This window comes from Pseudomonas salomonii (genome assembly GCF_900107155.1).
In the GTDB taxonomy this organism is placed as follows: Bacteria; Pseudomonadota; Gammaproteobacteria; order Pseudomonadales; family Pseudomonadaceae; genus Aquipseudomonas; species Aquipseudomonas salomonii.
This window is the reverse complement of sequence record NZ_FNOX01000008.1, coordinates 121,441-136,042: the sequence shown is the minus strand read 5'-3', so window position 1 is coordinate 136,042 and position 14,602 is coordinate 121,441. Positions and strand designations below refer to the sequence as shown.

At 63.9% G+C, this 14,602-nt stretch carries 12 protein-coding genes; 6 read left to right on the top strand and 6 right to left on the bottom strand.

Annotation, left to right across the window (positions count from 1 at the left end; all coding sequences use genetic code 11):
• Positions 1 to 55 precede the first annotated feature (55 nt).
• Genes BLV67_RS19000 through BLV67_RS18985 form a run of 4 tightly spaced genes read left to right on the top strand, consistent with a single transcriptional unit; the run spans position 56 to position 4,544 of the window.
• The gene (locus tag BLV67_RS19000; RefSeq protein WP_069785855.1) at positions 56 to 1,030 is read left to right on the top strand and encodes an ABC transporter substrate-binding protein; all 975 of its coding nucleotides are present in this window, start codon (positions 56 to 58) and stop codon (positions 1,028 to 1,030) included.
• Positions 1,031 to 1,044: 14 nt separating this feature from the next.
• Positions 1,045 to 2,385 (top strand): LLM class flavin-dependent oxidoreductase, encoded by a 1,341-nt coding sequence (locus BLV67_RS18995; protein WP_069785856.1) that lies wholly within the window; start codon positions 1,045 to 1,047, stop codon positions 2,383 to 2,385.
• Between the two features lie 34 nt (positions 2,386 to 2,419).
• Entirely contained in the window at positions 2,420 to 3,583 is a 1,164-nt protein-coding gene (locus tag BLV67_RS18990; protein WP_069785857.1) for an acyl-CoA dehydrogenase family protein, read from the top strand.
• A gap of 13 nt (positions 3,584 to 3,596) precedes the next feature.
• Positions 3,597 to 4,544: a D-isomer specific 2-hydroxyacid dehydrogenase family protein gene (locus tag BLV67_RS18985; RefSeq protein ID WP_069785858.1), complete on the top strand. Its 948-nt coding sequence runs from the start codon at positions 3,597 to 3,599 to the stop codon at positions 4,542 to 4,544.
• A 122-nt stretch (positions 4,545 to 4,666) separates the two neighbouring features.
• Here the strand turns inward: BLV67_RS18985 and BLV67_RS18980 are convergent, their stop codons facing one another.
• The 5 genes from BLV67_RS18980 to BLV67_RS18960 all read right to left on the bottom strand — a co-directional run bounded on the left by BLV67_RS18980 (position 4,667) and on the right by BLV67_RS18960 (position 9,743).
• Positions 4,667 to 5,548: a LysR family transcriptional regulator gene (locus tag BLV67_RS18980; RefSeq protein WP_069785859.1), complete on the bottom strand. Its 882-nt coding sequence runs from the start codon at positions 5,546 to 5,548 to the stop codon at positions 4,667 to 4,669.
• Between the two features lie 116 nt (positions 5,549 to 5,664).
• Positions 5,665 to 6,282 carry an isochorismate family cysteine hydrolase YcaC gene (ycaC, locus tag BLV67_RS18975; protein WP_005787666.1) on the bottom strand — a complete coding sequence of 206 codons (618 nt, stop codon included), beginning with the start codon at positions 6,280 to 6,282 and terminating at the stop codon, positions 5,665 to 5,667.
• A 28-nt stretch (positions 6,283 to 6,310) separates the two neighbouring features.
• Positions 6,311 to 8,149: an amidohydrolase gene (locus BLV67_RS18970; protein WP_056857894.1), complete on the bottom strand. Its 1,839-nt coding sequence runs from the start codon at positions 8,147 to 8,149 to the stop codon at positions 6,311 to 6,313.
• On the bottom strand, positions 8,146 to 8,736 hold the full coding sequence (locus BLV67_RS18965) for an antibiotic biosynthesis monooxygenase (RefSeq protein ID WP_069785860.1): 591 nt from the start codon (positions 8,734 to 8,736) through the stop codon (positions 8,146 to 8,148). Before BLV67_RS18965 ends, BLV67_RS18970 begins: the two co-directional genes overlap by 4 nt.
• A 98-nt stretch (positions 8,737 to 8,834) precedes the next feature.
• The gene (locus BLV67_RS18960) at positions 8,835 to 9,743 is read right to left on the bottom strand and encodes a LysR substrate-binding domain-containing protein (protein WP_056857896.1); all 909 of its coding nucleotides are present in this window, start codon (positions 9,741 to 9,743) and stop codon (positions 8,835 to 8,837) included.
• 204 nt (positions 9,744 to 9,947) lie between these two features.
• Between BLV67_RS18960 and BLV67_RS18955 the strand changes: the two genes are divergently transcribed.
• Positions 9,948 to 10,346, top strand: a complete 399-nt coding sequence (locus BLV67_RS18955) for a helix-turn-helix domain-containing protein (RefSeq protein WP_065930217.1) — start codon at positions 9,948 to 9,950, stop codon at positions 10,344 to 10,346.
• Between the two features lie 57 nt (positions 10,347 to 10,403).
• The gene (locus tag BLV67_RS18950) at positions 10,404 to 13,166 is read left to right on the top strand and encodes an ATP-binding protein (RefSeq protein ID WP_069785925.1); all 2,763 of its coding nucleotides are present in this window, start codon (positions 10,404 to 10,406) and stop codon (positions 13,164 to 13,166) included.
• Here the strand turns inward: BLV67_RS18950 and BLV67_RS18945 are convergent.
• Positions 13,113 to 14,552 carry an ATP-binding protein gene (locus BLV67_RS18945; RefSeq protein WP_069785926.1) on the bottom strand — a complete coding sequence of 480 codons (1,440 nt, stop codon included), beginning with the start codon at positions 14,550 to 14,552 and terminating at the stop codon, positions 13,113 to 13,115. The two genes, BLV67_RS18950 and BLV67_RS18945, sit on opposite strands and share 54 nt — an antisense overlap.
• Positions 14,553 to 14,602 lie beyond the last annotated feature (50 nt).

Below are 14,602 nucleotides of genomic sequence, written 5' to 3'. Positions count from 1 at the left end.
CCTTGCCAGGCGGAGGTAACCCACACTTTTTCACTTTGCCTGGGATTTATCCATCATGGTCTTTCGCACGCCCTTCAAACACCTGCTCCTGAGCAGCGCCCTGGCCCTCGGCCTGATCAGCACTGCACACGCCGCCGACCTGCAACCGCTGCGGGTGGCCAATCAAAAATCCACGATCAAGGCGCTGCTGGAAGCCTCCGGCGAAACCAAAAACGTCCCCTATCAAATCCAGTGGTCGGAGTTCCCTTCCGCCTCGCCGCTGGGCGAAGCCCTGAACGCCGGTGCCGTCGATATCGGCGCCCTCGGCGACGCGCCGTATGTGTTCGCCTTGGGCGCCGGGGCCGCGCTCAAGGTGGTCAGCATCATCCACGCCGAAGGGCGCAACACCACCGCCCTGGTGGTGCCCAAGGACTCGCCGATCAAGACCGCCGCCGACCTCAAGGGCAAGAAAATCGTCACCGGACGCGGCTCCATCGGGCACTACCTGGCGATCCGGGCCTTGGCCAGCGCGGGCCTGACGAGCAAGGATGTGCAATTCATTTTTCTGTTGCCCGCCGAATCCCGGCTGGTACTCGATAACGGCACCGTCGATGCCTGGGCGACATGGGACCCCTACACCACGGTGGTCACCTCACAGAGCCACGCCCGGGTCCTGGTCAGCGGCAAGCAGTTGTTGAGCAACCACCTGTATTTCGCCGCCACCCGCCAGGCCATCGCCAACAAACGCCCGCAACTGGATGACTTCGTGGCCCGCGTCGACCGTGCCTACGCCTGGGCCAACACACACCCGGATGAATACGCCGCTGCCCAGGCCAAAATTACCGGCCTGCCCTTGGCGGTGCACCTGGAGGTGGCCAAAGACACGCAACTGAACCCCGTGGTGATTGACGACAGCGTAATCAAGGGCCTGCAAGCCACCGCCGACACCTATCAGCAAGAAGGCTTGCTGCCCAAGCGCATCGACGTGTCCCAGGGTTTCGACACCAGCTTTAACGCCGAACGTTTTCCCACTTCCCAAGCATCGCGCTAAGCAAGGAGCCGCCTATGAGCACGCCACGTCATCTGAAACTGGGCGCTATGGTCCACGGTGTCGGTCACGGCTGGGGCGAATGGCGCCATCCGCAGGCGCAACCGAATGCCAGTACGAACTTTGGCTTCTATAAACAACAAACCGAACTGGCCGAAACGGCCAAGTTCGACTTCGTGTTTATCGCCGACAGCCTGCACATTCACGCCAAATCCAGCCCGCACTACCTCAACCGTTTCGAGCCGCTGACCCTTCTCTCGGCCCTCGCCGCGTTGACCACTCACATCGGCCTGGTCGCCACCGTGACCGTCAGCTACACCGAGCCCTACCAGGTGGCGCGCCAGTTCGCCTCTTTGGACCATATCAGCGGCGGCCGCGCCGGCTGGAACGTGGTCACCTCGTGGCTGAGCGGCACCGCCGACAACTTCGGCAAAGCCGAGCACCCGCCCCACGCCGTGCGCTACCGCATCGCCAAGGAGCACCTGAACGTGGTCAAGGGCCTGTGGGATTCCTGGGAAGACGACGCCTTTGCCTATAACAAGCAGAGCGGCGAATTTTTCAGCCCCGACAAGCTGCACGCGCTGAACCACAAGGGCGAGTTTTTCTCGGTCAAAGGCCCGCTGAACATCGCCCGCTCACGCCAGGGCCAGCCGGTGATTTTTCAGGCGGGCACCTCTGAAGATGGGCGCAACTTCGCCGCCGAGCATTCCGATGCGATTTTTGTGCATGTCGAGACGCTCGAAGAAGGCAAGGCTTACTCGGCTGACTTGAAACGCCGCGCCAAGGGGTTTGGCCGTGATGCGGCGAGCCTGTCGATTTTGCCGGGCATCCGCCCGATTGTCGGGCGCGATGCCGCCGAGGTGGAACGCCGTTATCAGCAGGCCGTGGACCTGGTCACCGTCGAAGATGCGATTGTGGCGCTGGGCCGCCCTTTCAACGACCACGACTTCAGCCAATACCCACTGGACGCACCGTTCCCGGAGCTTGGCGACCTGGGCAGCAACAGCCAGAAAGGCGGTTCCGACCGTATCAAGCAACTGGCCAGGGACGAAGGCCTGACCCTGCGCGAAGTGGCCTTGCGCTTTTCGCGGCCCAAGCGCGATTTTGTCGGTACCCCGGAGCAGGTCGCCGATGCGATTCAAACCTGGTTCGAATCCGGCGCCAGCGACGGCTTCATCATCAACTCGGTACTGCCGGATGGCTTGCAGTACTTCACCGAACTGGTGGTGCCGGTGCTGCAACAACGCGGGCTGTTTCGCAGCGAATACAGCGGCCAGACCTTGCGCGACAACCTGGGGCTTAAGGTGCCGACCAATCGGTACAGCGAAGTTGAAGCACCCCTGAAAGCACGGGCTTAAACACGATCCCACATTTTTGACTGAGTACAGACTTATGACTCAACCGTCTTTACGCTCCGTGGAAGTCGCGCAATTCGACGCCCTGCTCGAACGCCTCAGCGCCGAGCTGGCCAGCACCGCGCACCGGTATGACGAAAGCGGCGCCTTCCCCCACGCCAACTTCACGCTGCTGCATGAACATGGCCTGGTCGCCCTCACCGTGCCCAAGGCCCTGGGTGGTGGTGGCGCAAGTTTGCCGCAGGCGCGCAAGGCCATCAGCGCGATTGCCAAAGGCGAGCCGTCTACCGCGTTGATTCTGGTGATGCAGTACCTGCAACACACACGCCTGCAAGACAGCAAAACCTGGCCGCAGCACCTGCGCGTGCAGGTCGCCGAAGACGCCGTGCGCAACGGTGCGTTGATCAACGCCCTGCGCGTCGAACCCGACCTCGGCACCCCGGCCCGTGGCGGGCTGCCGGCAACCACGGCGGTGCGCACCGCCGAAGGCTGGCGCGTCAGCGGCCGCAAGATTTACTCCACCGGCAGCCACGGCCTGAGCTGGTTCAGCGTGTGGGCGCGCAGTGATGATGCCGACCCGCTGGTGGGCGCCTGGCTGGTGCCGAAAAACAGCCCCGGCGTGAGCATCATCGACACCTGGGACCACCTGGGCATGCGCGCCACCTGCAGCCACGAAGTGGTGCTCGATAACGTCCTGGTGCCGCTGGACCATGCCGTCAGCGTGAGCCCCTGGAGCGCACCGCAGCCTGAGCTGGATGGCGACGGGTTCCTGTGGATGTCGGTGCTGCTGTCGTCGGTGTATGACGCCGTGGCCCAGGCTGCGCGGGACTGGCTGGTGAATTGGCTGGAGCAGCGCACGCCGTCCAACCTCGGCGCCGCGCTGGCGAGCCTGCCGCGCTTTCAGGAAACCGTCGGCCATATCGACACCCTGCTGTTCGCCAACCGCAGCCTGCTCGATGCCGCCGCCCAGGGCCACACGCCAGCCGCCAATGCGGCGCAGCTTAAATACCTGGTGACCGGCAATGCGATCCGCGCCGTGGAGCTTGCCATCGAAGCCTCGGGCAACCCTGGTCTGTCGCGCCATAGCCCGCTGCAACGGCATTACCGCGACGTGCTGTGCAGCCGCGTGCATACGCCGCAGAACGACGCGGTGCTGCAAGGTGTGGGTAAAGCGGTGTTCGCGCAACGTGCGCAACAATGAATAAGGAACGCTCATGAGTCAGGTGATTATCGCCAGCCAGCTGGACGAAGATTACAACCAGGTATTGCGCGAACGCCTTGCCTCGATCCACCCCCAGGCCCAGGTCATCGGCGTGCCGGCCGGCGTGCCCGGCGACCTGCCGCCCCAGGCCAATATCCTGCTGCTGCGCCCGATCAACGTGCGCGGCTACACCGCGCCCAACACCCCGCCGCCGGGCTGGCCGTATGGCGCGCAGTGGGTGCATCTGGTGTCGTCGGGCATCGACTTCTACCCGCAGTGGCTGTTCAGCGGCCCGCCGGTGACCACCTCACGGGGCAGCGCCGCCGATAACCTTGCCGAGTTCGCCCTGGCGGCGATCTTTGCGGCGGCCAAGCATTTGCCGGCTATTTGGGTGAAGGATGCCCAGTGGACATTCACCGCGTTGCGCCCGCTCAAGGGCAGCACATTGGGCATTCTCGGCTTTGGTGCGATCGGCAAAAGCCTGGCGCAAAAAGCCCAGGCCTTGGGGATCAACGTGGTTGCGCTGCGCCAGAGCCAGGCACCCTTTGAGGTGGACCATGTTGAGGCCGCCAAGGACATCCACGACCTGTTCGCCCGCGCCGACCACCTGGTGCTGGCGGCGCCGCTCACCGAGGCCACGCGGCATATTGTCGACCGTGATGTGCTCGGCAGCGCCAAGCCGGGATTGCATCTGATCAACATTGCACGCGGTGGTTTGCTGGATCAGGAGGCCCTGCTGGAAGCCCTGGATAACGGTCAGATCGGCCTGGCCTCGCTGGATGTGACGGAACCTGAGCCACTGCCGCCGGGGCACCCGTTGTACAGCCATGCGCGGGTGCGGTTGTCGCCGCATACCTCAGCGATTTCGACCAACAGCAAGGAGGAGATTGCCGATACGTTCCTGGCGAATCTGCTGCGGTATGTGCAGGGTTCGACGTTGGCCAATCTTGTCGCCCCTTGAATATGTGTGGGAGCTGGCTTGCCTGCGATAGCATCACCTCGGTACACCTGAGCAACCGAGGCGCCTGCATCGCAGGCAAGCCAGCTCCCACATAAGCCAGTCTTCACAGGGATGAGTGTGAATCAGCAGCCGCTAGCCAGGCGGTCGCGCAAAAACTCCACCAGCGCCTGCACTGGCCGCGAACTTTGCCGGTGCTGTGGATAGACCGCCGAGAGCGTCAAGGCTTCGGGAGCAAAGTCGTCCAGCAGGGTCACCAAGCGCCCGTCTTTCAACGCCTCGGCAACAATAAAAGTCGGCAGGTAGGTCACGCCCAACCCGGCGATTGCGGTGTCGCGCAGCAACTCGCCATTGTTCACGCGCATGCGACCACTGACATTGAGCGCCTGCAACTTGCCTTTGAAGCGCCATTGCACTTGGCGGCCATGGCCATAGGGCAGGCAGTCATGATCAACCAGGTCTTCGGGCTTGAGCGGCGTACCCCGGGCGGCGAGGTAATCAGGGCTGGCGCAATACACCCGCTGCACGCTGGCGATGCGCCGGGCAATCAGGGTCGAGTCTTCCAGCGTGCCGATGCGCAAGACCAGGTCGTAGCCTTCGCCGATCAGGTCCACCGGGCGATCACTCAAATCGACTTCCACCGACACCTGCGGGTGGCGTTGCAGGAACTGCGGCAGCAAGCAGCCCAAATGGGCCATGGCAAACGACAACGGCGCGCTGAGCCGAATCGTGCCACGCGGTTCGCTGTTCTGTCCGGCGATGCCCTGCTCTACTTGCTCGACTTCGCTGAGCAGGCGCAAGGCCGATTCGTAGTAGCTCTGGCCGAGCGGTGTGACGTCCAATCGACGGGTGGAGCGATTGAGCAGGCGCACGCCCAGGCGGTCTTCCAGTTGGATCAGGCGGCGGCTGACGAATTGTTTGGACACGCCCAATTGCTCGGCCGCGGCGGTGAAGCTGCCGGATTCCATGACCTGGCAGAACAGGCGCATGTCTTCGAAGGGGTTCATTGTCGCTTCTCGGTGGACAGTTGACAGGTTTATAGCCTGTCAGCCGCTACGACACAATCAAATGCAGGAGGGGCTTGCCCCCTCCTACAGGGTTAATCCACCCCTTCAAGCGCCGCTTACTTGGCCGTAAACGCCGAGTAGCTGTTCATCAGGTTACGGTAGTTGGGAATGCGCGGCGACAGCAGGTTAGCCAGGCCTTCCATATCGTTGCGCCAGTCAACTTGCAGTTCACAGGCGACAGAGAACCAGTTCACCAGTTGCGCGCCGGCGGCCGTCATGCGTGCCCAGGCGGCTTGTTGCACGGTTTCGTTGAAGGTGCCCGAGGCGTCGGTCACCACGAACACCTCGAAGCCTTCAGCGAGGGCGCACAGGGTCGGGAACGCGACGCACACATCCGTTACCACGCCGGCAATGATGATCTGCTTGCGGCCGGTGGCCTTCACAGCCTTGACGAACTCTTCGTTGTCCCAGGCATTGATCTGACCAGGGCGGGCGATGTAAGGCGCATCGGGGAACAGTGCCTTGAGTTCCGGAACCAACGGACCGTTAGGGCCGCTTTCAAAACTGGTGGTGAGGATGGTCGGCAGGTTGAAGAACTTGGCCACGTCGGCCAGGGCCAACACGTTGTTCTTGAACTCGTTCGGAGAGAAGTCTTGCACCAGCGAAATCAGGCCGGTCTGGTGATCGACCAGCAATACAACGGCGTCATCTTTGTTCAAGCGCTTGTAAGTCATGGGTAAACTCCTTTGGGTGTTTTTAAAATCAGAAGGCAAAGCACGAGCAACCAAACGCGCCCCAGAAACCCTGGAAATCGCTGACCGGCACGCTGGAAAGCCGCGCTTTTTCATGGCCGTGGGCATGCACGCCGCACGGCCCGCTGCAGTGGTGCACTTGGGCTTGCACCGGTGAACCTGGGCGCCAGTGCCCCGGCACCTTGACCACCGGCGACCAGTCCGGCAGCACCGGCACTTGGGGCGGGGCGAAATCTTCGAAGTCGCCGGCGCCGTACACCACCTTGCCGCCGACCACGGTCAGGACCGATTCGATCCATTTGATGGCTTCTTCATCCACGCTGAAGAAGTCCGCCGAGAGTGCCGCCACATCCGCCAACTGGCCGACCTTGATCTGGCCCTTCTTGCCCTGCTCCGAGGAGAACCAGGCGCTGCCGTGGGTGAACAATTCCAGCGCGGTGAGGCGCGGCAAGCCTTCGGCGTGCAGTTCCAGGCCGCCGACGGTGCGGCCGCTGACCATCCAGTACAGCGAAGTCCAGGGGTTGTAGCTCGAAACCCGCGTGGCGTCGGTGCCCGCCCCGACCGGCACACCTTCGGCCAGCATGCGCTTGATCGGCGGCGTGGCTTCGGCGGCCTTGGCGCCGTAGCGCTCAACAAAATATTCGCCCTGGAACGCCATGCGGTCCTGGATCGCGATACCCCCGCCCAGGGCCCGGACGCGCTCAATGTTTTTCGGCGTAATGGTTTCGGCGTGGTCGAAGAACCACGGCAGACCATTGAACGGAATGTCGCGGTTGACCTTCTCGAACACGTCGAGCATGCGCGAGATGGATTCGTCGTACGTGGCGTGCAGCCGGAACGGCCAGCGCTGCTCAACCAGATGGCGCACCACCGGTTCCAGTTCCTGCTCCATGGTCAACGGCAGGTCGGGGCGTGGCTCAAGGAAATCTTCGAAATCCGCCGCCGAAAACACCAGCATCTCGCCTGCGCCGTTGTGGCGCAGGTAATCGTCGCCCTGGTGCAGGGTGACGCTGCCGGTCCAGTGCTTGAAGTCGCTGAGCTCTTCCTTGGGCTTTTGCGTGAACAGGTTATAGGCGATGCGCACCGTCAACTGTTGGTCCTTGGCCAGTTGCTCGATCACCGCGTAGTCATCGGGGTAGTTCTGGAAACCACCGCCGGCGTCGATGGCGCTGGTGAGGCCCAGGCGATTGAGTTCACGCATGAACTGGCGGGTCGAATTGACCTGGTATTCGAGCGGCAGTTTCGGGCCCTTGGCCAGGGTTGCATACAAAATCATCGCGTTGGGACGCGCCACCAGCATGCCGGTAGGGTTGCCGTTGCTGTCGCGCACGATCTCGCCGCCCGGCGGGTTCGGCGTGTCCTTGGTGTAACCGGCCACGCGCAGGGCGGCGCGGTTGAGCAAGGCACGGTCATACAGGTGCAGCACGAACACCGGCGTATCCGGCGCGGCCTGGTTCAGCTCTTCCAGGGTCGGCATACGCTTTTCGGCGAACTGGAATTCGTTCCAGCCACCCACCACGCGCACCCATTGCGGCGTCGGTGTGCGGTCGGCCTGGTCCTTGAGCATGCGCAACGCATCGGCCAAAGACGGCACGCCTTCCCAGCGCAACTCGAGGTTGTAGTTCAGCCCGCCACGGATCAGGTGCAAGTGCGAGTCGTTGAGGCCGGGGATCACGGTGCGGCCCTTGAGGTCGATGACCTGGGTGCCGCTGCCGCGCAGGGCCATGGCCTCACCGTCGGTGCCGACCGCGACAAAGCGGCCCTGGTGGATTGCGACCGCAGTGGCCCGTGGGTTTTCACGGTCCACGGTGTGGAACTGGCCATTGAACAGAATCAGATCGGCGTTCATAGGGTTTCCTTTACAGAGGCTTCAAGCCAGGGAGCGAACAGGCGGGTGGCGGCCGGCATCAGCAGGTACACCACCAGCAACACAATGGTCAGCGTCACCAGAAAAGTGGAGACCACATAGTTGGACAGGAACGGGTGCAAGCGCAGGATCGGGCCCCAGATAAACGGCAACAACAGGGTTTGCGGCAGGATCACGCACAGGCTGACCACGGCCTGCTTCCAGCGCGGCGGCTTCGCGGCGCTGTCGGCCAGGGGCGCGAACCAGAACTCGTTGGCGGCACCGATTTCGGTTTTGTCGCCGTCAGCCAGCATCGGCGCCGCTTCAGCGATCAGCGCCTGGCGTTCGGGGGAGTCGAGCCAGCGTTGCAGCGCGTCGGTGGAGCGATAACGCAAGACGCAGGTAAACAGCGCCTGCCCACCCTGCTTGCCGCGCACCACATCCACACCGAGGTGGCCGGGGCGCTCACCGGCGATGCGCACAATGCGCCGCAGCCAGGCCTCGTAATCGCCTTCACGGCCGGCCTTGATCAGGTGTTTGACGACCAGGGTGACGACTTCGTCGGGGCTGGTTTCAGGTGTCGGGTCCATATGGTGTGTTTCCCCCCTGGAGAGTTGAGCGATGGGGGGAGTCTGGCGGGGAACGGGGGCGCGGGAATTGGATGTTTGTGCTGTCTCGCCTGGCGCGCTCACGCCATCCGCGCCATATGCTCACCGATGCGCGAGCGCAACCAGCGCTCCGCCGGGTCGTTGTCATGCACGCCGCTCCAGACCATCGACAATTCCGAGGCTTCAATCGCGAACGGCGGGTCCTCGGCGCGCAGCACGGTGCCTTCGGTCAAGGCACAGGCGGCGTAGTCGGGCACTGTCGCGATGATTTGCGTGCCCGCCAAGAGTGCGCGCAAGCCGCTGAATTGCGGCACTGCCAGCACCACCCTGCGCGCCCGGCCGATGCGGGCCAGGTCAAGGTCGATATTGCCGCTCAAGTCTCCCGAAAACGACACCATCGCGTGGGGCCGCGTGCAGTAGTCATCCAGTGTCAACGGCGCCGCGCCGTCGTCGCCGCGCAGTACCTTGCAGGGAATGTCCCGCAGCTTCTTGCGCTTGGCATTGGCCGGCAGTTCGGTGGTGTAGCTGACGCCCACGGAAATCTCGCCACTGGCCAGCAACGACGACATCAACAGGTAATTGGCGCGGCGCACCACCACGATGATCCCCGGTGCCTCTTCGCGCAGTTGGCTGAGCAACGGCGGGAACAGGCCGAACTCGGCATCGTCGGACAGGCCGATGCGAAACACTGCGCAACTGGTGGAAGGGTCGAAATCCTTGGCGCGGCTGACTGCGCCTGAAATGGTGTCCATCGCCGGTTGCAGCTCCTTGAGTATGGCCACCGCCCGTGGCGTGGGCTCCATGCCGCGCCCGTTGCGCAACAGCAATGGGTCGTCGAACAAGTCGCGCAGGCGCCCGAGCGCGGCACTCACGGCCGGCTGGCCCATGAAGAGCTTTTCGGCGACCCGGGTCAGGTTCTTCTCGAACATCAGCGCCTCGAAAATCACCAACAGGTTCATGTCGACGCGGCGCAGGTCGTTGCGATTCATGGCGGTATCCAAACGGTTATCAGGCCGTCAGGTAAGCATGTCGCACGGATCGACGATTGCATGCCTGTGCTGTCTTTTCCGGGCGCGCACCTGGCGAAATTAACAACGATTAACTCGCCAGCCAAACGGCCCGGCGCCAAAAATACAGCGGTCTACACTGCATCCATTCACCGGGAACGCTCCCATCGACTACGGATAATTGTCATGGCCCGACTTGATGACTGTGCCCCCCGCTTTGGCGTCATCGGTGGTTTATGCCCCCGGCGCGAGCGAATTGCCAAGCAGTTGATCCTCGCCAACCTCGGCGAAAGCCTGGCGATTGCCGAGCTGGCGCAAGCCTGTGCGCTGTCGCGCAGCCACTTTTCCCGTGCATTCAAGTGCACCACGGGGCTGTCGCCCCAGGAATGGATTCGCCAACAGCGCATTCAGCGGGCCAAGGAACTGATCACCGAGTCGTCCCTGAGCCTGACCCAGATCAGCCTGGAATGCGGCTTTTGCGACCAGGCGCACTTCTGCCATATGTTCACGCGCAGCGAGGGCGTGAACCCGATGACCTGGCGAAATCACCACATTCGTCAAAAATCACCGGGGGTTGCAGCCTAGTGGTCTGCACCTGCCTGGAATATGCTGGCCGGACTTTTTTCAGAACAGGGGGCCAGCATGAGTGACCTCAGCGACCAGGCCGTGCATTTCGGTCCCTACCGGGTCCACCCGCGCCAGCGCCTGGTGCTGGAGGCTGGACGCCCTTTGCGGCTGGGCCGGCCCGCGATGGAAATCTTGCTGATCTTGCTGGAACACGCCGGCAATGTGGTGAGCAAGCAGGAACTGATCACGCGGGTATGGCCCAAAACGGTAGTCGAAGACGGCAACCTGCGTGTGCATGTGGCCGCATTGCGCAAGGCGCTGGGCGATGGTCAGGCCGGGCAGCGCTATATCGTCACCGTCGCCCAGCGCGGTTACAGTTTTGTCGCCCCCCTGAGCATCGAACCGATGACCACCGCCATCGACGGTATTGCCCACAACCAGGGCCATAACCTGCCGCTGCGCCGTACGCGGATGATCGGCCGCCAGGTATTGATCGACACGCTGGTGCAGCAACTGCCGCAGCAACGCTTCATCACCCTGACCGGCGCGGGCGGCATCGGCAAGACCACCGTGGCGCTGCGCGTGGCGGAATTATTGATCGGCCATTACCGCGACGGCATTCGCCTGCTGGATCTGGCGTCGCTCAGCACGCCGTCGATGATCCTGCCCAACCTGGCCGCCCTGCTCGACCTCGCCCCCAGCGAACCTGAGCCACTGCTGAGCCTGGCCCGCAACCTGCACGCTCGACAGTTGCTGCTGGTGATCGACAATTGCGAACACCTGCTGGACGACATCGCCCTGATCAGCGAAACCCTGCTGCGCCATGTGCCACAGCTGCACATTCTGGCCACCAGCCGCGAAGCCCTGCGCGCCGAGGGAGAGTACGTGCAGCGCCTGGAGCCGCTGGCCTGCCCACCCGCCAGCGGCAACCGCGCCCAGGCCCTCGGCTACCCGGCGTTGCAACTGCTGATCGAACGCGCCATGTCGCACCAGGACAGTTTTGAGCTCAGCGAAGCGGAACTGCCCCTGGCGATCGATATCTGCAAGCGCCTGGACGGCATTCCCCTGGCAATCGAATTGGTCGCCACGCAGATCGAGCGTTTCGGCTTGCCGGGCTTGCTGGTGCAAATGGAGGACAACCTGCGCCTGCTTAACCGCGGCCGGTGCAGCGACCTGCCCCGTCAGCAAACCTTGCGCGCCACGCTGGATTGGAGTTTTGACCTGCTCACCGCCTGCGAACAGATTTGCCTGCGCCGCCTCGCGGTGTTTCGCGGCGGGTTCAGCCTGGCGAGCGCGGCGGCGGTCATCGCCGGGGAGCAGATCGTACCGGCCGAAGTGCTGGGCGCGATCAGCCAGCTGGTGGCCAAGTCACTGCTCAACGTCGAGGCCGGCGATGATGAAATGGTCTATCGTCTGCTGGATATCACCCGTAGCTATGCCCTGGAAAAGCTCGCCCTCGCGGCTGAGCTCGACAGCACACGCGAGCGCCATGGGGCACGCTGCCTGGCGCTGATGGAGCAGGCGCGGGAGGACTGGGAACTCACCCCCACCGAGCTGTGGATCAACCGTTATGCACCGTTGCGTGAGGATATCCGCGCCGCCCTCGACTGGGGCTTGGGCGAACACGGCGCGCACCTGCTGGGCATTCGCCTGACGGTCAGCGCCATGCCCCTGTGGCAAGAGTTGTCGCTGCTGCGCGAACATGGGCTGTACGTAGACCAGGCCCTGGCGCTGATGCTGCAATCGGACGCGCCCTGCACGCAGCTGACCATGCAACTGCAACTGGCCCTGGGCAGCCTGTCCTATCACGCCCTGGGGGCCGCGCCGCAGACCATCGCTGCCTTCGTGGCGGCCCGGCGCCTGGCTGAGGCGCTCCAGGACAATGGCGGCCAGTTGCGCGCCATCTCCGGGCACATGGCCGTCAACCTGTGTGCCGGCCACTACCGTGAGGCGCTGCAGCAGAGCATACAGTTCGACCGCCTCGACCCGCGCACCGATCCGCTGCTGGACTTGAGTGCCCAACGCTTACGGGTACTGGCCCAGCATTTCGCGGGCGACCAGGTCCTGGCCCTGCACAATGCCGAACAAGTGCTGCAGCGCATGGCCCACAGCGGCCATCTCAACCGTTTCACCCATGGCTTTGGCGTGCAATACGACCAGAGTGTGGCGTCGCTGACGGTACTGGCGCGCATCCTGTGGCTGCGCGGGTTTCCCGAGCGGGCCGCGCGAACGGCCAACCAGGCGCTGGCGTTGGCGTTGCAGATCAACCACGGCACCTCGATCTGCTACACCCTGGCGCTGGCCGGCGTACCGATTGCCCACTACAACGGTGACAGCGACACGGCGCACTCGCTGCTGGCGCTGTTGCTGGAACACGCACAGAAACATTCGGCGCAGTTGTTCCATACCTGGGCGCGGCACTACGAGGGCACCGCCCCCCCTGAGGCATTGCAAGGCCTGGGGCTGGTTCAGGACATACGGGTGACCTTCAATGCCACGCAGGTAGATGACACAGTATTTGAGCGCGCCAGAAACGGCGCAGCCGGTTGGTGCACGGCCGAGATTTTCAGAGTGCGCGCCGAGGCCCTGCCCGATCTGCGCACGCGCGAATCGCTGCTGCTGGAAGCCTTGGGCATGGCGCACGAACAAGGCGCGCTGGCCTGGGCGCTGCGCTGCGCGACCTCGCTGGCCCGCCTGTGGCAAAGCCAGGGCCGTGTGCGGGAGGCGCGTGAGCTGTTGAGCGCGGTCCATGGGCAATTTACCGAAGGCTTTGCCACCCAGGATCTAGTCCGCGTGCGCAGCCTGCTCGACCAGTTGCAGGACAAACGGCCGGCCTGAAAATGGCCCCAGGTAATGCCCATAGCCCTGCTGCAAACGCGCCACCTGCAACGGGTCACGCAGTTGCGCCAGGGCGTAGCTGCGCACACTGTTGAGCAGGCGATAGCGCCGCGGGCCGGGGCCGGGCACGACCGCCAGGGCGGACGTCGCGGTCAGACGTGCCAGCAGGTAAGCCAGGTCGGCGTGCGCAAGTTCAGTACCGGCCACCAGTTCGGTCAAGGCCGGCAACGTCACCGCGCTTTTGAACAGCGCCAATTGCAGGAACAGCCAACGCTGCGGCAGGCTCAGGCGTTGATACGTCCAATCCAGCGCGGCCGTCAGCGATTGATGGCGCTCGACCGCCGTGCGTCGGCCCCGCCTCAACACGTGCACGCCCTTGTGTAACTGCTTTTGCAACCCGCGTACCCCCAGGGCTTCAACCTGGGCCGCCGCCAGTTCCAGAGCCAGCGGGATGCCGTCCAGGCGCCGGCAGATATCGCGCAACGGCGCCAGGTCCTGAGACCGCACCACAAATCCCTGCTGACCGGCACGCGCCCGTGCCACGAACAGTTGCAGGGCGGGATACCTCATGGCCTGCTCGACACTGCCCCACTCAGTCGGCGTCGGCAACGCCAGCCGGGGCACGTGTTGCACCCATTCGCCGGGCACCTGCAAGGCTTCGCGGCTGGTCAGCAGCACGCTCACCTGCGGCGCTCTGGCTTGCAGCGTATGCACCAGGTGGCGGCAGGCACCCAGCAACAGATCGGCACCGTCGAGCACCAGCAACAGTTGCCGGGCAGCCAATTGCTCGCACAGCGCATGGGCGCTCTCACAGGGTTGCAGGTGCAGGGTTTCGGTCAGAGAGTCGAGCAACCGGGTCGGCGCCTGTACAGTTGCCACGTCCAGCCACCACACGCCATCGCGGTAACGCGGCAACACCCGTTCGGCCAGGGCCAGCGCCACGCTGCTCTTGCCGATCCCGGCGCAGCCGGTGAGCATCATCAGCCGTTGGCCGCCCAGGCGTCGCACCAGGCTGCCCAGCAGTTCGTCGCGGCCGATCACCGGGCTGAGCCGTGCGGCCAGATTGTGCCGAGGCCGCGGTGCCGGTGACGGCGCCACGCAACAGTAGCCGCGTTGCGGTTCATTGAGGATATAGCGTTGTCCGTCCAGCGCACGACGCAGGGCGGCGATGTGCACGCGCAAATTGTTGTCTTCCACCACGCTGTTCGGCCAGACCCGGCCGATCAAGGTGTCCTTGCTGACAAATTGCCCCGGCGCCTCCAGCAGTACCGCGAGGATATCCAGCGCACGCCCACCCAATGGCACCGGCAAGCCGGTCTTGCTGACCAGGCGTTGATCGCGATGAAAGGTATAGGGGCCGAAGCTCACCGTGTGTGCATGGTTCATCTGCTGACAGCGCTGGAACACCCGGCCTTGGGCGTCTGCGCCTCCTTTCT